Here is a 20,306-nt window from a genome sequence, read left to right as displayed (position 1 = left end):
GGCTGACACACCGCTATCGGGGGCAAGCCCCCTCCCACATTGGGATCAGTGTTTAAACTATGGATTACGCGCCAGATTAGCCGGCAGCACACGCTTGGCGCTCAAGTAAGCATTCTGCCAATAGGCCTTGGACAAGGTATCGAGCTTCACCGTACCGCCAGTTTGCGGCGCGTGGACGAAGCGCCCTTCGCCCACATAGATGCCAGCGTGGCTAACCTGGGACCCACCACCGGTGGCAAAGAACAGCAGATCACCGGTTTGCAGGTTCTGCTCGCTCACATCCTGCGCGCGCATCACGATCAGCTCACGGGTGGTACGCGGCAAGGAGATACCCGCAGCGTCACGGAACACAAAGCCGATCAAGCCACTGCAATCAAACCCTGAGTCCGGCGTGTTGCCACCCCAACGATAAGGCGTGCCGACCAGGCCCAGGGCACGGAAGAGCACGTCTTCGGCTGCAGGCGAGAAATTCTGGGTGGAATAGTTGAACACCGGCTTGGGCTTGACGGCCACGGGCGCGGGAGGTGGGCGGCTTGCGCAGGCGCTGAGCAGCGCGACGCAAAGAATAAGGATCAGGCGGGCCGAGGTCGACATGTGCAGAACAATCCTAGTCTGGATGCGGCTTTCGCTGCCGAACGCTGAAAACCAGAACGCGCAAGCAAAGCTCGCGCGAACGGATTCCAACAATATCCAAGGATTCTAGCGCTTACACGTCAAACTTCAAGTATCACTTTAAGTTTACTTGCTAGCGGTAACCGTCGTCGGGGCCATGGCGAGTGCGCGCTTGGCTTCGATGAAGGTTTTGCTCCAGTAGCTGTCGCCCAGGTTATCGACGCGAACACCGCCACTGCGACGGCTGCTGGAGTGGATAAACTGGTTATCGCCCAAGTAAATCCCGGCGTGGCTGACGCGGCCACGGCCTGCAGTACTAAAGAAAAGCAGATCACCAGGCTTGAGGTTGTTGCGCGCGACCAACGGAGCATTAACGTTGATCATCTCGCGAGTGGAGCGTGGCAGGTTCATGCCCGCTTCTTCGCGAAACAGGTAGCCGATGAAACCGCTGCAGTCGAAACCGGCTTCAGAGGTACCGCCGAAACGGTAACGGGTACCGATCAGGGACATGCCACGTTCAAGGATACTGTCGGCCAGAACGGGAAGCTGGTAAGGCTTGCTGCCGGAGAAGTCGGCCAGTTCTTTTTCGGTCACCAGCTCTTCTTCATAAACAGAAGCAGACTGCGCAGCGACGAATTTTGCCTGATTTTGAACCTGGGGTTTTTGCTGTTCTGCCACCTGTTGAGGGTGGGAGGCGCAACCAAACAACAGGGTAACGAGTGCGAGAGGCACGAGGGGTGCGAAGCGATTTAGCATGGGCACGACCGTGGCTGATAGGTAAAGAAGCCGAGACTATGCCCACTATCAGATCGATTTGCAAATTCAATCGCGATCTATGTGACTTCTTGTTTGGACTATGACATCTAAGCCCTTAACACCCTATACCTGCCTTTTGCGTGGCTTTATTGGCCCAAACGCGGGTTTTCTGGCGCCTGTAATTTGCCGAAAGCCCCGTAGACAAAGGGCGGGCTACCAGCCGAGGGTTTCTTTCAGAAAGGGGATGGTCAGCTTGCGCTGGGCCTGCAGAGAGGCCTGATCGAGCTGTTCGAGCAAATCGAACAACGCGCTCATGCTGCGGGTGCCACGGGTGAGGATAAAGTGCCCGACTTCGTCGGTGAGGTGCAGCCCGCGACGGGAGGCGCGCAATTGCAGGGCACGCAATTTGTCTTCGTCGGACAGCGGGCGCATCTGGAAGATCAGCGCCAGGGTCATGCGTGACTTGAGATCAGCCAGCTTGATCGGCAGTTCCCGTGGCGAGGTGGAAGCAGCAATCAGCAGGCGCCGACCGCTGTCACGCAAACGGTTGAACAGGTGAAACAGCGCCTCTTCCCAATCCGCCTTGCCGGCAATCGCTTGCAGGTCATCCAGGCAGACCAGTTCGTACTGCTCAAGGTGGTCAAAGATGCCAATGCCACGATCCATCAACTCCGCCAACGGCAGGTACACCGCCGGCTCGCCCATCTGCTCGAAACGCAGGCAGGCGGCCTGCAATAGGTGGGTACGCCCTACGCCGTGCTTGCCCCACAGGTAGATGAGGCTTTCGGTCCACCCGGCGTCGGCTTCGCAAAGCCGCTCGACATAGCCGAGTGCAGCGGCATTGGCGCCTGGGTAGTAGTTGATAAAGGTGGCGTCATCACGCAGACGCACACCCAAGGGCAGCTGAATCGGTTTCATGCTGACTGAACGGCTCCAAACGAACCGTTAGTGGCCTCTGTGTAAAGTTTGCAAAGTTTATACCCGTGACGCCGGGCGCACAATGCAGCAGACCACAAGCAAAATCAAAGGTTTGCGTTAACTTGCCGGTTTTGCGCAAATTGTTTGACACCACAGACGACAAACCCGGCACAGGCCGGGTTTGTGACACCGCAATTACAGATCGGGGTCTTCCACACCGGTATACACATCCGAATCCTTGTACAGATCGTGCACATGGCGCACCAGCACCATGATCACCGCCGCCACCGGCAGCGCCAGCAGGATACCGGTAAAGCCAAACAGCTCACCGCCCGCCAGGATCGCAAAGATCACTGCCACCGGGTGCAAGCCAATCCGATCCCCTACCAACAACGGCGTCAGCACCATGCCCTCCAAGGCTTGGCCAACCATGAACACCGCCACAATCCCGAGCATCGGGTACAGGTCGCCGCCGAACTGAAACAGCCCTGCCACCAAGGCCGCGCCAATACCGATGACAAAGCCCATGTACGGCACGATAGCCGCAAGACCGGCAATCAGGCCAATCAACAAGCCCAACTCCAGGCCGATAGCCATCAAGCCCGCCGCGTAGATAATCCCCAGCGCCAGCATCACCAGCAACTGGCCACGCACGAATGCACCCAGCACCTCATGGCACTCTTCAGCCAGGGAGACGATGCGCTCCTCGCGGTTGCGCGGCAACAGGCTGCGGATCTTGGCCATCATGATGTCCCAGTCGCGCAGGAGGTAGAACGCCACTACCGGGATCAGTACCAGGTTGGTCAACCAGCCGATCAATGCCAGGCTGGACGCGGTGGCCTGGCTGAGCACCACACCCACGATATCGGTGGTCTGGCCCATGTGTTCGCTGATGGCCGCCTTGACCTTGTCGAACTTCCAGAAGCCATCCGACAACCCCAACTTGGCCTGGGCCCACGGCATCGCGGTGTGCTGCAACCAATCGAGCATCTGCGGCGCCAGCTCATACAGGCGGAACAGTTGCTTGGCCAGCATCGGCACCAGCACCAACACCAATGCCGTGATGATCAAGGTGAACAAGGCGAACACCGCCACCACACCCCAGGTGCGCGACAGGCCAAGTTTTTCCAGGCGATCCACCACCGGGTCGAACAGATAGGCCAGCAGCAACGCAACCAGGAACGGCGTCAGGATCGAATGCAGCAAGAATACAAAGACGCACAGCAGGACAACCCCACCAAGCCACACCCAACGACGCGTATCCGCCATAAACCACTCCACCTATATATAAAGAAGAAAACTGCTACCAACGAAAACGCAGTTGCGCCTGGGGTTCAGGTGCAGCAGTGGGCTGAGCGCCTTCCACCACAGCCGGAGATTCATCCACCGGCACCTCCTGCAACTTGGCCAAGCCCAACTGGCTACGCAACTGATCGGCACTGCCGTTGACGCGATAGACAATGCGGTTGCCATCCACCAACTGTGGCTGAGCGCCGAAAGGCTCAAGCAGATGGCCCAGGGCGGCATAACGCTCAAGGGTCATGCCCTGCACCTCCAACAGTTGTTCGGTGCTCACGCCCGGCTTGACCGCAAAGCGCGGCGCCAGTTTTTGGCTGATCGCCAGCATCACGGCGTCGGCCACGGCGCCGGTGTCTGCACCTTGAGCCGTGCCCTGCTCGCTCTTGTCACCCAGCCACAGGCGCCATTTGGCTTGCCACTGGTTACCTTCCTGGCGCGCATGCACCGCCAGCAAGGCATCGGCGCCGTAGCGCTCGGAAGCCGCGCGCAGCGGCGTGGCATCGGCACTTTCCAGGTTCGGCGCCGTGGCGACCACTTGCTCATCCAGATCGCCCAGCGGCAGACGCAACGGCAAGCCGCGATGTTGTGCAGCACGGCGTAGCGCCTGGGCGACGGTCTGGCCATCGCCCACCAGGCTGCTGCCTTCGGTGGAATCGTTCAGCCACCAACCGAGAATCGACGGACGATTACTGCCCCAAATCGACAAGCCCGCCTCACGCAGGGCGCGGTCGGTGCTGACCGGGTCGAAATCCACTTGCAGGCTTTCCGGCGGGCCGGCGTCGTAGCCGTACTGACTGATGATTTGTTGCGGGTCTTTACGCACCGCCGCCAGGCCTGGGCCATCGGCGGCCTTGGCATCGCCGGTCAGGCGAATCACCAGGGTCTGCACCGCTCGCTGGGTAGCCTGGTCACGCTCTTGGGGCGACTGGCTGCTAACCGGTTCGAGGACTTGATAGAGGCCATTGAGGGTTTCGGCATGACTCGCCAGGCTGACCAACGACAAGCAGCCCACAAAGAAGAATTTACACAGACGCATGGAAGATTCCCGAACGACAAATTTAGCGGCTGGAACAGACCGCGTGAAACCGGTGAGACAAGGCTGTGACCACAGCGACCGGTAAAACATTCACAGGGTCCTGGTAAGTTTTCGTACTGTCATAACGCTAGCGCAGTAAAGGCTATACCTTAATACGCAGCAAGACAGGGGCGATTAGCATTTTTTTAACCTCATATGGCCCTGCTGTCGGCCCGAGGATGGCCGCTGCCCTTCAAGCCTGATAAAATCGCGCGCCTTCGCAGACCGTCAACGGCTGGGCCTTTTACCAAAAGCGCCTGCCTGCTCGGTCGTTACCCCTGAATCCCCCCTAAAGGCCTGGATCATGAGCAAGCAACCCTCCCTGAGCTACAAGGACGCCGGTGTAGACATCGACGCCGGTGAAGCATTGGTCGAACGCATCAAGAGCGTCGCCAAGCGCACTGCGCGCCCCGAAGTCATGGGCGGCCTGGGCGGTTTTGGCGCCCTCTGCGAGATCCCGGCCGGCTACAAACAGCCTGTGCTGGTGTCCGGCACCGACGGCGTGGGCACCAAGCTGCGCCTGGCCCTGAACCTGAACAAGCACGACAGCATCGGCATCGACCTGGTGGCCATGTGCGTCAATGACCTGGTGGTGTGCGGCGCCGAGCCGTTGTTCTTTCTGGACTACTACGCCACCGGCAAGCTCAACGTCGAGACCGCCACCCAGGTGGTGACCGGCATTGGCGCCGGTTGCGAACTGTCGGGCTGCTCCCTGGTGGGCGGCGAAACCGCTGAAATGCCTGGCATGTACGAAGGCGAAGACTACGACCTGGCCGGCTTCTGCGTCGGCGTTGTAGAGAAAGCCGAAATCATCGACGGCTCCAAGGTTGCCGCGGGTGATGCCCTGCTGGCCCTGCCTTCGTCCGGCCCGCACTCCAACGGCTACTCGCTGATCCGCAAGATCATCGAAGTGTCCGGCGCCGACATCGAGAACATCCAGCTCGACGGCAAGCCGCTGACCGACCTGCTGATGGCCCCGACCCGCATCTACGTCAAGCCACTGCTCAAGCTGATCAAGGACACTGGCGCGGTTAAAGCCATGGCCCACATCACCGGTGGCGGCCTGCTGGACAACATCCCGCGCGTGCTGCCAAAAGGCGCCCAGGCGATCGTCGACGTGGCCAGCTGGCAGCGCCCTGCGGTATTCGACTGGCTGCAAGAAAAAGGCAACGTCAACGAAACCGAGATGCACCGCGTGCTGAACTGCGGCGTGGGCATGGTGATCTGCGTGGCTCAAGAGCACGTCGGAACCGCGCTGAATGTATTGCGTGAAGCGGGCGAGCAGCCTTGGGTCATCGGCCAGATCGCGACTGCCGCCGAAGGCGCAGCCCAGGTTGAACTGAAGAACCTCAAGGCTCACTGATGCCCCAGACCTGTGATGTCGTGGTGCTGCTCTCCGGCACCGGCAGTAACTTGCAGGCCCTGATCGACAGCACGCGCACCGGCGACAGCCCGGTGCGCATCGCTGCGGTGATCTCCAACCGCAGCGACGCCTACGGCCTGCAACGCGCCAGGGACGCGGGTATCGACACTCGCTCCCTGGATCACAAGGCGTTCGAGGGCCGCGAGGCCTTCGACGCAGCCTTGGTCGAACTGATCGACGCCTTCAATCCCCAACTCGTGGTACTGGCCGGTTTCATGCGCATCCTCAGCGCTGATTTCGTACGGCACTATGACGGGCGCCTGCTCAATATCCACCCTTCCCTGCTCCCCAAATACAAAGGCATGCACACGCACCAGCGGGCGCTTGACGCCGGCGACAGCGAACACGGCTGCAGCGTGCACTTTGTCACCGAGGAACTCGATGGCGGGCCTCTGGTCGTACAGGCAGTGGTTCCGGTAGAGTCTGACGACTCGGCGCAGAGCCTTGCGCAACGGGTTCACACCCAGGAACACAGGATTTACCCGCTGGCAGTACGCTGGTTTGCCGAGGGCCGGTTGATTCTTGGTGACCAGGGTGCATTATTGGACGGTCAGTTACTTGCGGCCAGCGGCCACTTGATTCGAACCTAGGAGATTTTATGCGTCGCGCCTTGCTCTTCGCTTTTGCTCTGTTTGCCTTGCCTGCCGTGCAAGCAGCGGACCTTCACCCTTTCTCCGTGAGCTACACCGCCGACTGGAAACAGTTGCCCATGAGTGGTTCGGCTGAACGCAGCCTGGCCAAGAATGGCGATGGCACCTGGACCTTGAACTTCAAGGCCTCGATGATGATCGCCAGCCTCACCGAAACCAGCGTGATCCTGTTCGACAAGGACACCCTGCAACCCAAGAGCTACACCTTCGAACGCGGCGGCCTGGGTAAAGCCAAGAAGATCAACCTGGACTTCGACCAATCCGCCAAGAAAGTCACCGGCTTTGAAAACAAAGACCCGGTCAATGTGCCCCTGCAAACGGGCATGCTCGACAAGTCGACCTACCAGTTGGCCCTGCAGCGCGACGTTGCTGCCGGCAAGAAAAGCATGAGCTACAACGTGGTCGAAGGTACCGATGTCGACACTTACGACTTTCGCGTAATCGGCCCGGAAAAGGTCCAGACCAAGGTCGGCTCCATTGACGCGATCAAGGTTGAGCGCGTGCGTGACCCGACGCAAAGCAAGCGCATCACCCAGATGTGGTTTGCCAAGGACCAGGGCGGCATCCTGGTTGCCCTGCGTCAGGTCGAGACCGACGGCAAGGAATACAACATCATGCTGCAGGACGGTACTGTTGACGGTAAGGCTGTCAAAGGTAGCTGATGCACTGATGAGTCAAAAAGGAGCCTCGCTGAATGCGGGGCTTTTTTTTGCCTGAAGATTTTGTGCTCAAGCCTCTACCGCTATCGGGGGCAAGCCCCCGATGGCGCCGGTAGGGCCAATACAAGGCTCAAGCCTGAACTGAACATGAAACTTCTGTCATAAAACTCTGCACCCCGCGAGCAAACCCTACGGTTTACGCGGCCTCCAGCACTGTTGCATTTCACGCAAAGACTTGTTGCGCGAAAAGTCGGTTTACTTAGCAAGCTAACAAAACATATAAAAGAGGCCTGCGACGACTTGCCGCAGATCCACCAGAGATTGGAGCAAGCAGATGACTGTAAAAGTAACTGAACGCGACGACGAACATATGTCCCACGAAGCAGTGGCTCATGGGATTCACATCTGGGATGTACATCAACAAGACATGCTGGTCGGCATGTTTCATAACGAAAGCGACGCTCACAACTATAAAAACGAGCTTGAGTCGCTTGAGATGAAACGCCAGGCACAAAGCTCCTGAGTATTGAAAATACGATAGGTACTCCAGCCCACGCAGCCGGAGTACCTAAAACAAAAACCCCGCCTTCTGAGCGGGGTTTGTTGTTTCTACAGCCTTACCACATCAGATCATCCGGGATCTGGTAAGCCGCGTACGGATCATCCTCATCCGGCACTTGGCTTTCGGTGAGGATATTGAGCTGCACGATACGCTCCGGTGCACGCTCCTGGATCTTCAGCGCCGCCTCACGCGGGATCATCTCGTAGCCGCCACCGTGATGCACGATGGCCAGGGAGCCGTTGCTCAGTTTGTTGCGCATCAGGGTGTTGACCGACAGGCGCTTGACCTTCTTGTCATCCACGAAGTTGTAATAGTCCTCGGTGGTCAGCTTGGGCAGGCGCGAGGTTTCGATCAGTTGCTTGACCTGGGCCGTGCGGGCTTTGGCCTCGGCTTTTTCCTGCTGCTGGCGGTTCAGCTCCTGGTCGCGCTTGACCTTCTCGGCCTTGGCTTCGGCAGCCAGGCGGGCCTGGGTGTCATCGGCCTCGATCTGGCCCTTGTGGACCAGGCGCTGCTGCTTCTGTTTCTCTTTGCCGACCTGCTTGGCCTGCTTTTGGTTGACCAGACCTGCTTTGAGCAACTGATCGCGAAGGGAAATGCTCATGGTGCTTACTCACTTAGGCAGCCGCTCAACCGCAGCTGGACATGTTCTTTTCCTGACGTTTGGCTTCACCCCACAGGGCGTCCAACTCTTCGAGGGTGCAATCTTCTATGGGTTTGTGCGTGTCGCGCAATGCCTGCTCGATAAATCGGAAGCGTCGCTCGAACTTGGCATTGGCGCCACGCAGCGCGGTTTCCGGGTCGACCTTGAGATGACGGGCCAGGTTGACCGCTGCGAACAGCAGGTCACCGACCTCATCGGCGATGGCGACCGGGTCGTTGTCAGCCATGGCTTCGAGCACTTCATCCAACTCTTCGCGCACGTTGTCCACCACCGGCAAGGCGGACGGCCAGTCAAAGCCAACCTGGCTGGCGCGTTTTTGCAATTTCGCAGCGCGAGACAGAGACGGCAGTGCAGTGGGTACATCGTCCAGCAGGGATAATTGCTCTGGCGCGCCGGACTTTTCTGCACGCTCCTCGGCCTTGATCTGCTCCCAACGCTGCTTGACCTGCTCTTCGGTGAGCTGCGGGATATCCAGCGGCGCATACAAGTCGCCCGTGGGGAACACGTGGGGATGGCGACGGATCAGCTTGCGGGTGATGCTATCGATAACGCCGGCGAATTCGAAACGCCCTTCTTCCCGCGCCAGCTGGCTGTAATACACCACCTGGAACAACAAGTCGCCCAGCTCACCTTGCAGATGATCAAAGTCACCGCGCTCGATAGCGTCGGCAACTTCGTAGGCCTCTTCCAGGGTATGCGGCACGATAGTGGCGTAGGTTTGCTTGATGTCCCAAGGGCAGCCGTACTGCGGGTCGCGTAGACGGTTCATCAAATGCAGCAGGTCGTCTAATGAATACATCGATCTCTTTCCGATGAAGTGGGAACGCTGAAGATCAAATGTGGGAGCGGGCTTGCTCGCGAAAGCGGTGTGCCAGTCAATACACCTGGTGACTGAACCACCGTATTCGCGAGCAAGCCCGCTTCCACACAAGCCCGCTCCCACATTTTAGTCCGCGTTCATTCCGCTAATCATGGGGTGCGGTTACGCCGCGTCTCAATGATGTTCGGCAACTGGGAAATCCGCCCCAGTAACCGCCCCAACGCGTCCAACCCCGGAATTTCGATGGTCAGGGACATCAACGCAGTGTTGTCCTCTTTGTTCGAGCGGGTGTTGACCGCCAGCACGTTGATGCGCTCATTGAGCAGCACTTGGGACACATCCCGCAGCAAGCCGGAACGGTCGTACGCACGAATGACGATATCCACCGGGTACGTGAGCACCGGCACCGGCCCCCAGCTGACCTGAATGATCCGCTCCGGCTCGCGCCCGCCCAGTTGCAGCACCGACGCACAATCCTGGCGGTGAATGCTCACACCTCGGCCCTGGGTGATGTAGCCCACGATGGCATCGCCCGGCAACGGCTGGCAGCAGCCGGCCATTTGCGTCATCAGGTTGCCCACGCCCTGGATCTGTATATCGCCACGCTTGCCGGGCTTGTAGCCGGTGGCTTTGCGTGGGATCAGCTCCAGTTGCTCGCTGCCACGTTCCGGCTCTACCAGTTGTTGGGCCAGGTTGACCAATTGCGCCAAACGCAGGTCGCCGGCACCGAGGGCGGCGAACATGTCTTCGGCGATCTTCATGTTGGCTTTTTCGGCCAGCTTGTCGAAGTCCACCTGAGGCAGGCCCAGACGTGCCAGTTCGCGTTCGAGCAGGGTCTTGCCGGCGGCGACGTTCTGGTCACGCGCCTGCAACTTGAACCAGTGAACGATCTTCGCCCGCGCCCGCGAGGTGGTGATATAGCCCAGGTTCGGGTTCAGCCAGTCGCGGCTCGGCGTGCCGTGCTTGCTGGTGATGATCTCGACCTGTTCACCGGTTTGCAGGCTGTAGTTGAGCGGCACGATGCGCCCGTTGATCTTGGCGCCCCGGCAGTTGTGGCCGATCTCGGTGTGCACGCGGTAGGCAAAATCCAACGGCGTGGCGCCCTTGGGCAAGTCGATGGCGTGGCCGTCCGGGGTGAAGATGTAGACCCGGTCCGGCTCGATATCCACGCGCAGCTGCTCGGCCAGCCCGCCGATATCGCCCAGCTCTTCGTGCCATTCCAGCACCTGGCGCAGCCAGGAGATTTTCTCTTCGTACTGGTTGGAGCCGGCCTTGACGTCTGTGCCCTTGTAGCGCCAGTGCGCGCACACACCCAGCTCGGCCTCTTCGTGCATGGCGTGGGTGCGGATCTGCACTTCCAGCACCTTGCCCTCGGGGCCGATCACGGCGGTGTGCAGCGAGCGATAGCCGTTTTCCTTGGGGTTGGCGATGTAGTCGTCGAACTCTTTGGGGATGTGCCGCCATAGGGTGTGGACGATGCCCAGCGCGGTGTAGCAGTCGCGCATCTCTGGCACCAGCACGCGCACGGCACGTACGTCGTAGATCTGGCTGAAGGCCAGACCCTTGCGCTGCATTTTGCGCCAGATGGAATAAATGTGTTTGGCACGGCCGCTGATGTCGGCATCGACGCCGGTGGCCTGCAACTCGGAGCGCAGCTGGTTCATCACATCGGTGATAAAGCGCTCACGGTCAAGCCGTCGCTCGTGCAGCAGCGTGGCAATCTGTTTGTATTGGTCGGGTTCGAGGTAGCGGAAGGACAAATCCTCCAGCTCCCACTTGATATGGCCGATGCCCAGGCGGTGGGCCAACGGCGCGTAGATGTCGAACACCTCGCGGGCCACGCGGTTGCGCTTCTCGTCATCGGCGGTCTTGACCGCACGGATCGCGCAGGTGCGCTCGGCCAGCTTGATGAGGGCGACGCGAACGTCGTCGACCATTGCCACCAGCATCTTGCGCAGGTTCTCGACCTGGCCCTGGGTACCCAACACCATGGACTGGCGCGGGCTGAGGCTGGCGCTGATGGCGGCCATGCGCAGCACGCCGTCGATCAGCTTGGCCACCACGGCGCCAAAACGCTGGCTGACGGTGGGCAACGGAATGTGCCCTTCACGCACGCCGCGATAGAGCACGGCGGCGATCAGCGAATCCTGGTCCATCTTGAGATCGGCAAGGATCTCGGCGATTTCAAGCCCCGTGCGAAAGCTTGAAGTGCCCTCGGCCCACAGGTTCTTGGCCGCATTGTCTTGCTGCTCAGACTCACGAGCGAACTCGCAGGCGGCTTTCAAGGCTTCACGGTCCAGTGCCGGGTCGACACTGATGGCATGGTCCAGCCATGCCTCCAGATTGATACTGCCGTCGGTGTTGATCGGCTGGTGTGCTCTCACCTGTACCATCTTGCTTACCTTCCCTACGACGCACCTTCGATGCGCCAGAAATCATCGCTGACCTGCTTTACCTATTAAAGCTTACACACACGCCCTGGCAGGTCACGGCCAGGGCGAGTGCAGGCCAGTCGGATTAAACGGGCATCCTAGCCCGCTTCAAATAACGCCATGGCCTCGACATGCGCTGTCTGCGGAAACATGTCGAGGATCCCGGCACGTTTTAGCCGGTAGCCTTGCTTGACCAACTCAACCGTGTCCCGCGCCAGCGTGGCCGGGTTGCAGGACACATACACCAAACGCTTGGCTCCCAAGGCGGCGAGCTTGCGCACAACCTCCAGGGCACCGTCACGGGGTGGGTCCAAGAGTACCGCAGAAAAGCCCTGTTTGGCCCATTCCGCGTCGGTCAAAGGCTGGGACAAATCGGCCTGAAAAAACTGCGCATTATGCAAATCGTTGCTGACGGCATTGAGGGCCGCCCGGTCCACCATGGCCTGTACACCTTCCACCGCCACCACTTCACGCACCTGACGCGCCAGTGGCAGGGCGAAGTTGCCCAGGCCGCAAAACAGGTCCAGCACCCGCTCATCGGGTTGTGGCGCCAGCCATTCAAAAGCTTGGGCAACCATCGCTTCATTGACACCGGCGTTGACTTGCACGAAGTCGCCCGGGCGATAAGCCAGCTCCAAGTCCCACTGTTCCAATCGAAAACCCAACGCCGCGTCGGCGTCTACCGGCTCCGGCTGGCCCTCGCCATGCAGCCACAATTGGGCTTCATGGAAGGCGCAAAATTCTTTCAACACCTGCAAATCCGCATCGGACAACGGCGCCATATGCCGCAGCAACACGGCAATGGTCGTACCACTGAACAACTCCACATGCCCCAGGGCCTGGGGTTTGCTCAGGCGGCGCAACATGTTTGGCAGGCGCTGCATGATCGGTTGCAAGGCCTGTACCAGTACCGGGCAATCATCGATGGCAACGATGTCCTGGCTGGCCACGGCCCGGAAACCGACTTCGAGTTTTTTCGCCTTGGCATCCCAACGCACCGCCACGCGGGCGCGGCGGCGGTAGCCGAATTCCGGGCCGCTCAACGGCGCTGCCCACTCTTGCGGTTCGACACCGGCCACGCGGGACAGTTGCTCGGCAAGCATGCGCTGTTTCAGGGCAAGTTGTTCGGCATGGGGCAAGTGTTGCACGCTGCAACCGCCGCAGCGGCCAACGTGGGCACAGGGTGCCGGTCGGCGCAGTTCGCTGGCCGTGAACACTCGTTCGGTACGGGCCTCGACGATCTTGCCGTGGGCGCCCAACACCCGTGCCTCCACTTCTTCGCCGGCCAGTGCGCCATTCACAAACCAGGTGCGGCCTTCGAAGAACACAATGCCTCGGCCATCGTTGGCCAGGCGCTCGATGGTCAGGCGTTGTTTCTTGCCCACCGGAATCTGTGGGGCTCGGCTGCCGCCCGTCGGTTGGAAGCGCAGGCCTCTCTCTTGCTTGGCCATCAGTTGGGTTCGTCGAAGATGCCGGTCGACAGGTAACGGTCGCCTCGGTCACAGATGATCGCGACGATCACCGCGTTTTCCACTTCTTTGGACAAACGCAACATACCGGCCACGGCGCCACCGGAGGAGACGCCGCAGAAGATACCTTCTTCACGGGCCAGGCGACGGGTGGTGTCTTCGGCTTCACGCTGGGCCATGTCGATGATGCGGTCCACGCGGGTCGAATTGTAGATCTTCGGCAGATACTCTTCGGGCCAGCGGCGGATACCAGGGATGGCCGCGCCTTCCATCGGTTGCAGGCCGACGATCTGGATCTCGGGGTTCTGCTCCTTGAGGTAGCGCGAGTTGCCCATGATAGTGCCGGTGGTGCCCATGGAGCTGACGAAATGGGTGATGGTGCCCCCGGTCTGGCGCCAGATCTCCGGGCCGGTGGTGGTGTAGTGCGCCTCGGGGTTGTCACCGTTGGCGAACTGGTCCAGCACCTGGCCACGGCCTTCGGCGGCCATACGCTCGGCTAGATCGCGGGCGCCTTCCATGCCCTCTTCCTGGGTCACCAGTACCAGCTCGGCGCCATAGGCGGTCATGGCGGCCTTGCGCTCGGCGCTGCCGTTGTCGGGCATGATCAACACCATCTTGTAACCCTTGATCGCGGCGGCCATGGCCAGCGCGATGCCGGTGTTGCCCGAGGTGGCTTCGATCAGGGTGTCGCCGGGCTTGATCTGCCCGCGCAACTCGGCGCGGGTGATCATCGACAGTGCCGGGCGGTCTTTTACCGAGCCAGCCGGGTTGTTGCCTTCGAGCTTGAGCAACAGGGTGTTGCTGGTTTCTCCCGCCATGCGTTGCAAGCGGACCAGGGGCGTGTTGCCGACGCAATCGGCGATTGTTGGGTACTGCAAGGTCATGGCGTATTCGCAATCCAGACTGCGGGGGCCAACATCATACCGGCAAACGTCGGCGGGCCATATCACGCAAAGTATGGTGCTTATGGCTGATAGATATAAGCAGGGTCTGCGGCCCCATTCAGGTTGGTCCACTCGCCCAGAGTCAATGCCAGAAGCAGGGTGCCCTCATCGACTCGGCGCTGGGCCGAAAGCTCGTCGATTAGGGCCAGGTAAGCCCCTTCGGTCAACTCTGCCGAATTGACGCGATCCAACGCAATCTCTAGCTCCCGATCGTAATGACCCAGCGTGGTTTGAAATTGCGCCGAGTATTTTGCTTGCACAAACAGCACCCAATATTCCTCCTGAACCAGCAGCGCAGGCCAGTCCAACAGCGCCTCATTGGCAACGATGTTGTTGCGCATCGCGGCGACCGACTCCGGGCTGGGGGTACCCAAGGTTCGGTCCAGTCGCTGATCGAATCCCAGTGGGAGGTCCAGGGTCTGGGACAGCGCGATTCGGTAGGCCAATATGCGCGTTCCCGCCAGCTCCGGCGCCTGATGAGGCTCAACCAACAGGATCGCGTTCGTGATGGCTGCCCACCGGCTTGCGGCGCGAAAACAGTTCAAGAGAGGCATGGCATCACTGCCGCCCAATCGGAGCAGCTCGAACATCCTGAACTTCAGTTCCAGATCGTTGAGCGACACCATCCAGCCATTCACACCACGATTCATTTCATACCGATGATTGAACATGATCGTAGCCAGTTCCTGGTGATTGGCGGCCCCTTCGATCAGCCCCCAGACCCTTCGGGCCAGGTCTTCGCGCAGGGTTCTATACCCCGGCGCAACCAATTTTGGATCAGCGGAAATACGCTCGATCAGGGTGAAAAAACCACCGAAAATCTCACGCGCCTGCAGGTCTTGCCACAGCGCCAGGTGCAACGGTACGTCCCTGACCGCCAGCACCGCCAACCAACGATCGGGACTGGCTGTGATGCGCACGTTATGCGGGTGCAACCCGAAGTAGATGTCTGAACGCCCCGGCTGCTCACGGTAGAGACGAAGCATCTGGAGTGTGCCTTGCGACAAAGGGTTGCCGGACAGATCCATGGCACGGTGGACATCAGGGTTAATAAACAGATCAGAATGCGTGAGTACTGTGATTCGGTTATCCCGCAGGTCAAAGACCTCAAGCCAGCTCAGGGTGACAGCACCTTTGGGCAGGTTATCCAGTTGAGTGTTGCGCACGCTCAAATACCGCAGGTAGCGCAATCCATACAGGTTCAGGCGTTGCCCCTGCCGGAGTGGGTTAGAGGACAAATCCAATACCCGCAGTTGGGTCATTTCGCTCAAATGGATCACATCCCCCAGGTTGAATTTGAGTCGATTGTTATTCAGGTACAAGGCTCTGAGGTGCGGCATTCTGGAAAGCCCCACCGGGAGTCGCTCAAACAGGTTATGGCTCAGGTAAACCCTGGTCACGCCCGGAAAGCACCGCAGGAAACGCTGGGGCAATTGAGAAAGCTGGTTATTTTTAAGGCTCAGCACCTCCACATGACCAAAATGAGCACCCAACACCGGCAGATCAGTCAGGTCCAGGCCATCGAGGTTCAGCTCCTTGACCATCGCGGTCCCGTGAGCGGAGGGCTCCTTCGCCCAGCATCTTTTTATCCGCTCAACCGCCAACGCCCGTGCATCGCGCGCCTGGCCGTCCGGCGCAACTAGAAGCCATTGCGCCAACGCAGCGTTCATGGCTTCACGTTCCCTGTACAGATAGTCAATCATTGCATCGCGCTCTTGAACCGAGTCGCCAGCGTCCCTCCATAGCTGCAAAACTTCGTCGTCCGTTCTTGACGGATACAACACGCGCAAGCGAGCGACCTGCTGACGCTCCGTCGGCCCCAGCCCCCAACCGCTCAGCGGGTAACCGATCCGCCCATCCGCCACACGCTGTGGGGGATGAAAATGAGGCCGACGCCCGATTTCCCGGAAGGTTTGGGCATACTCCCATTTTCTCTGCAGGCGGGAACAGACCTGCGCCACCAACTCCTCCTCTCCAGCACCCTCGATATAACCCAACGATTGACGCTCGGCCAGCGGCATCGACGCCAACAAAACTTCAAGAAACGGACCGACGCGGCCGGTCGGCTTGCGCTCTCCGTTCGCCAATGGAATATAGACCTGGTACTGATTGGATACGGCCACCACGATGCGTTTGAGCGAACCGTCGAAAGGGCCCACGCTGGCACGCAGAAAACCGTCCTTCCACAGCTCCACCCGCAAATGTGCCGGCCAACCGTCGATCTGCGGCAATGCATGCAGGATCGCTGTGGAGCTGTCCTCATTGGCTGCGGCAGGCAGGTGCACGCTTTCCAGGGCCCTGGTTTTGCGCAAGTACTCTACCCACCAACGGATCGCTGCGTTCAGTGATGCGGGGACTTTGCCGTTCTCCAGGCTTTGGCGCTCGGCCGGTGTGATGTCGTGCACAAGGTCTTCAGCGATCTGTTTGGTCAGTCCGGGGTTAGCACGCTGTAGCACTTGCGCCAGAGGGTTATCAGAATGCTGGCTGCCAGCGCACAACACCTCGAAAAAAAGGTGCTCCATCAAAGGCTTGTCCAACGCGACTTTGGTTTCCAACACAGTGACCTGATCTGCACGTTCGACGCCATTGCGCCCCACCAATGCATCCGCGCTATCAGGACCGACTTCGCCAAGCAACTGGTCGAAAAAGTCCGCCCCGGTCTCCACCCCCGACTTGACCCGCTGGTTCACCCTGAAACGCTCGACGGTCTGCACGAGAATGGCCGGAGGGCGCTCATTGCGCACATGCACCCGCCGCAGAATATCTGGGGTGATGCCACTGATCTGCTGGATCTGCGTGATTGCATCCGGCGACAACAAGCGCACCAGAGGCCCCAGCCGATAAAACGGCCGCTGCCCCTCCCAGGTCAGCGGGTTTTCCCACTCATGGCGCCAGGCGCCTGCACCGTTGTGTGTCAATGCAGGCGCATACGCATCGTTCAATAGCGGATGCTGGATGCGCCAAGGCTGCGCAGGATCGACCTGTGTGACCCGCAAATATTCGCCGTCGATAAACAGGAAGTGGTCCGAACCCAAGCGGTAAAAACCGAGGGCGTCGGGCACGTTGGTGATACCCGAGGTATCGACCGCCCGGGCGTACTGCGTGATCTCTCGCCGATACGGATAAAACGAACCATCGAGCGCACGATTGCGCAGCACTGCACTGCCAACCTGTTGGCGTAGATCAGCGATGGCCTGCTGCGCAGAAAGGCTTAGCTGAATGCGCTCAGGCCCGGACAGTTGCCGCACGACGGCGTCATAGAAGCTATCGACACCGGTCAGCATTTCACTGGTGCGCAGTGCGTGTGGGTCATACGCAGAAAACCGTCCTTGACGATGATCAATCACGACCAGCGTGCGATCCTTGCTGTCCTTGGCAACATAAGGCACGCCGCGTCCGGCCGGGCTGACGACCAACGCTCGCCCGGTGAGATCACTCAGCATCCCTTTGACGAACGCAGCCGCCCAGTTCTGGGTTTGCCGGTCAAAGCTGCGCCCATGGAAAAGCCCATCCACAATGGCCTCCCGACGCGCTGTCCGCCGTGCAGCACGCAAGGCCAGGTACAACGCCTCAGGCTGCAACTGCGATTCCAGCAATTGGGTTTGCTGATGCTCGGACAATGGGTGCCCACGCAGCACCTCAAGCAACCGTTCCTGGCTCAAGTGCGGGTGCAACGCCCGCAACTGCGCAACCACCGCGGGGACATCACCCTCGGCGCCCACATGATCCGGCAACAGGCGACGCACCGACGCGCTGGCGCCCTTGGCCCCCAGGCGATTGGCTTGGGCAAAGCGCGTGAGTGCGTCAAACAAATCGGCGCCCAGGGCTTTGGCCTTGGCCGCCAGATGTTGGCGAACCAGCGGCTCACCGCCAGGAAATTGGCCGGGCAGCAACGCCACGATGGCGCTCGGCAAATGCATCGTAAGGCGAGGCGGTGTGGCATAGGCGAACAGAAAGTTTTCCTGCACTGTCACGTAGAGGGTAACCGTCACCGGCTGCGCCGGATCTTTGCTGTAGCGACGCAACTCCAGGCCTTGTGGGTTGGTGATACTCAAGGCCGTGCCCGCTGGCCACTGATCCAACTGGGTCAGCAGCGGTGCCATGACTTCAACCACGCCGGCGGGCGCGGGGCGTTCAGGGCCCGCGCCATTAGCGACCCACTCTATCAATCGATCGGTCCTGAACCGATGCGACGCCTCTGCCAACGACGCCGAGGGTGTGGCGCCCTCCCACACTTGGTTCAGGGTTTCGTGGGAAGTGCCACTGATATCAAGCACGTTCGTCAGGGCCCGGGCAGGCGCGTCTGGGCTACCGAGCATTCTTTCGAGCAACGGCGGACCGGTCGGCTGCGGGGTGTCGGCAACGGCACTGCGTGGCTTCGACAGTTGCTGATACAAACGCTGATGGCGGCGTAGCACGCTCTTGGCCAAGCGGGTGTGTAAACGGCCACTGACCAGCAAGTCCGCCAGGTCGATCAGCCCTTGCAACACGTCGCCAGGCTCGTTCTGGAGCGCCTGGGTACCGCCCCCCACCAGCGACTGTGCCAGCGCCACGAACATCCCGAAGGCACGCGCCCGCCCCAGGCCTTTCAAGGCGCCAGGCACCGGGATCAGCAGCACGTTGAGGACTTCACTGAGCACGGTCTGAAACAGCTCAATCAACGTCGACATAAAACCCGGCGTTTCGTTGGCGAGTTCTTGCAGGTTGGCTCGGCAGCGCTTGATATAGAGGTCGTGCATGGCGACAACCGGCGTCTTTTTTATTACGACGCGTACATAGCCGATGGTCCCCGGGTGATCGACCTTGGGCATCGCCTGCACCAAGTCATAAAGAAAATTGGCAAAAAAATTCAGGTTTGGCGGGCGCGCCGTGACCTTGGCAAGCTGGATGAGACGAGCAGCGTCACGCAACGACATCATCTGGTACAGCCAATCGACCTTGCCCCTGCGGTAGAACCCATGAAAGGCGACATGGAACTCTGCGCAGGCGGTTCGGGCACTGTCATGGTGACGCAAAGCCCCCCCGGGCCGATTCGGGAAAAAACTGAATGCCCCCGCACAGCCGCTGACCGAAAAGACCAGGTGGGGAATACTCAAGTGATCGCCCGGCGGTGGCGCTACGTATTGCCCGGTCAAGCCGATACTTTGCGGCAACAAGCTGACGTTGTCCGCTCCGTGGGGGACAAACAGGCGCATTTCTTCGGTTAAGCCCCAGGGAGTCGCTCCTGCCAGGGCTCGTTTGACTTGATGATATTTGGCACGATCAATGTGACTGAGCGTGGTGTTTTTCAAGGCGTCGATCAAAGCGAATTCAAATTCGGCACTGGCCAAGCCCAGGAAGCTTTCACCCAACGCACCATTGCCGCGCAGCGCATCATTCAATTGCTGTTTGAGTTGCCCGCCGAGATTGAGCCGACGCACCAGCGCGATGAATTCGCCAGCGCTGGCGTTAATGTTGCTGTCCAGATAGCTGGCATCGGCCAAACCCGTTCGACCCGGGTAGCTCCAACCGGTCAACCCGTCATAGTTGCGGCAAGCGGCGTCCCACAGCGTGAGGCTCGCCACTTTTATGACCTCACTTTCATTCGATGCGCGCCTAACACGCTGGGAAGACGCGAGGTAGCGGGTATGGATTTTCGCCACGGCGGGATCGATATCCTGACCCGTCAGCGTTTTAAGCTCGCTACGCAACAGGCCCATTGCCTGCTGCTCAAAGGTTTGGGTGAATTGCGCAATGGCCCGCTCGACCGTACGCTGGGCCTCGATCCAGCCCCTTTGCAACCGCACGTACTCAAGTTTCTCCTCGTCATTGAAGTTGGCGAGGAAACTATCGAAATTTGCCCGAATCAAGTCCAGCGCCTGCAAGGCGGTCCATTCTGGAGCCGTCATTAACGGTGACTCTTGATCGGCGATGAATTCGGACACCGGATCTTGTGATGCAGCAGGGTTCAGCGGCTCGGCCATTTTTCTGCTCCCAGAAAAAAGCTCAGCCTATCCAATCGCCGCCAGCCGCTTCGGTAGCTATGT

At 59.9% G+C, this 20,306-nt stretch carries 15 protein-coding genes; 4 read left to right on the top strand and 11 right to left on the bottom strand.

Going from position 1 to position 20,306, the window contains the following annotated elements:
• Positions 1-57: 57 nt before the first annotated feature.
• The 5 genes from DYL59_RS07795 to DYL59_RS07775 all read right to left on the bottom strand — a co-directional run bounded on the left by DYL59_RS07795 (position 58) and on the right by DYL59_RS07775 (position 4,621).
• Positions 58-594, bottom strand: coding sequence for a C40 family peptidase (locus DYL59_RS07795; protein WP_135288649.1), 537 nt, complete (start codon positions 592-594; stop codon positions 58-60).
• Between the two features lie 144 nt (positions 595-738).
• A complete protein-coding gene (locus DYL59_RS07790) occupies positions 739-1,368 on the bottom strand; it encodes a C40 family peptidase (RefSeq protein ID WP_135288648.1) in 630 nt (209 codons plus the stop codon).
• 213 nt (positions 1,369-1,581) lie between these two features.
• Positions 1,582-2,286, bottom strand: coding sequence for a DnaA regulatory inactivator Hda (gene hda / locus DYL59_RS07785; protein WP_058424954.1), 705 nt, complete (start codon positions 2,284-2,286; stop codon positions 1,582-1,584).
• A 195-nt stretch (positions 2,287-2,481) separates the two neighbouring features.
• Complete coding sequence (locus DYL59_RS07780) at positions 2,482-3,555, bottom strand: AI-2E family transporter (RefSeq protein WP_135288647.1); 1,074 nt, start codon at positions 3,553-3,555, stop codon at positions 2,482-2,484.
• Between the two features lie 34 nt (positions 3,556-3,589).
• Entirely contained in the window at positions 3,590-4,621 is a 1,032-nt protein-coding gene (locus DYL59_RS07775) for a DUF2066 domain-containing protein (protein WP_135288646.1), read from the bottom strand.
• 343 nt (positions 4,622-4,964) lie between these two features.
• Between DYL59_RS07775 and purM the strand changes: the two genes are divergently transcribed.
• The 4 genes from purM to DYL59_RS07755 all read left to right on the top strand — a co-directional run bounded on the left by purM (position 4,965) and on the right by DYL59_RS07755 (position 7,915).
• Positions 4,965-6,023: a phosphoribosylformylglycinamidine cyclo-ligase gene (gene purM / locus DYL59_RS07770; protein WP_135288645.1), complete on the top strand. Its 1,059-nt coding sequence runs from the start codon at positions 4,965-4,967 to the stop codon at positions 6,021-6,023.
• The gene (purN, locus tag DYL59_RS07765; protein WP_135288644.1) at positions 6,023-6,673 is read left to right on the top strand and encodes a phosphoribosylglycinamide formyltransferase; all 651 of its coding nucleotides are present in this window, start codon (positions 6,023-6,025) and stop codon (positions 6,671-6,673) included. The genes purM and purN overlap by 1 nt, the downstream gene beginning before the upstream one ends.
• Positions 6,674-6,681: 8 nt before the next feature.
• Positions 6,682-7,395 carry a DUF3108 domain-containing protein gene (locus DYL59_RS07760; protein ID WP_135288643.1) on the top strand — a complete coding sequence of 238 codons (714 nt, stop codon included), beginning with the start codon at positions 6,682-6,684 and terminating at the stop codon, positions 7,393-7,395.
• A gap of 331 nt (positions 7,396-7,726) precedes the next feature.
• Entirely contained in the window at positions 7,727-7,915 is a 189-nt protein-coding gene (locus DYL59_RS07755; RefSeq protein WP_135288642.1) for a hypothetical protein, read from the top strand.
• A gap of 94 nt (positions 7,916-8,009) precedes the next feature.
• On the opposite strand, the gene DYL59_RS07750 is transcribed toward DYL59_RS07755, so the two are convergent.
• The 6 genes from DYL59_RS07750 to DYL59_RS07725 form a co-directional block, all read right to left on the bottom strand.
• A complete protein-coding gene (locus tag DYL59_RS07750; protein WP_135288641.1) occupies positions 8,010-8,555 on the bottom strand; it encodes a DUF2058 domain-containing protein in 546 nt (181 codons plus the stop codon).
• Positions 8,556-8,580: 25 nt separating this feature from the next.
• The gene (mazG, locus tag DYL59_RS07745; protein WP_135288640.1) at positions 8,581-9,414 is read right to left on the bottom strand and encodes a nucleoside triphosphate pyrophosphohydrolase; all 834 of its coding nucleotides are present in this window, start codon (positions 9,412-9,414) and stop codon (positions 8,581-8,583) included.
• Positions 9,415-9,584: 170 nt separating this feature from the next.
• Positions 9,585-11,828: a GTP diphosphokinase gene (gene relA, locus DYL59_RS07740; RefSeq protein ID WP_135288639.1), complete on the bottom strand. Its 2,244-nt coding sequence runs from the start codon at positions 11,826-11,828 to the stop codon at positions 9,585-9,587.
• A 137-nt stretch (positions 11,829-11,965) separates the two neighbouring features.
• Positions 11,966-13,318, bottom strand: a complete 1,353-nt coding sequence (rlmD, locus tag DYL59_RS07735; RefSeq protein ID WP_135288638.1) for a 23S rRNA (uracil(1939)-C(5))-methyltransferase RlmD — start codon at positions 13,316-13,318, stop codon at positions 11,966-11,968.
• A complete protein-coding gene (gene cysM / locus DYL59_RS07730) occupies positions 13,318-14,220 on the bottom strand; it encodes a cysteine synthase CysM (RefSeq protein ID WP_135288637.1) in 903 nt (300 codons plus the stop codon). Before cysM ends, rlmD begins: the two co-directional genes overlap by 1 nt.
• Positions 14,221-14,300: 80 nt before the next feature.
• Entirely contained in the window at positions 14,301-20,243 is a 5,943-nt protein-coding gene (locus tag DYL59_RS07725; RefSeq protein ID WP_135288636.1) for a dermonecrotic toxin domain-containing protein, read from the bottom strand.
• Between the last annotated feature and the right edge of the window lie 63 nt (positions 20,244-20,306).

The organism is Pseudomonas kairouanensis (genome assembly GCF_004682055.1).
GTDB lineage: Bacteria > Pseudomonadota > Gammaproteobacteria > Pseudomonadales > Pseudomonadaceae > Aquipseudomonas > Aquipseudomonas kairouanensis.
The sequence above is the reverse complement of the archived record's forward strand: the minus strand, read 5'-3'. Positions and strand labels throughout refer to the sequence as shown.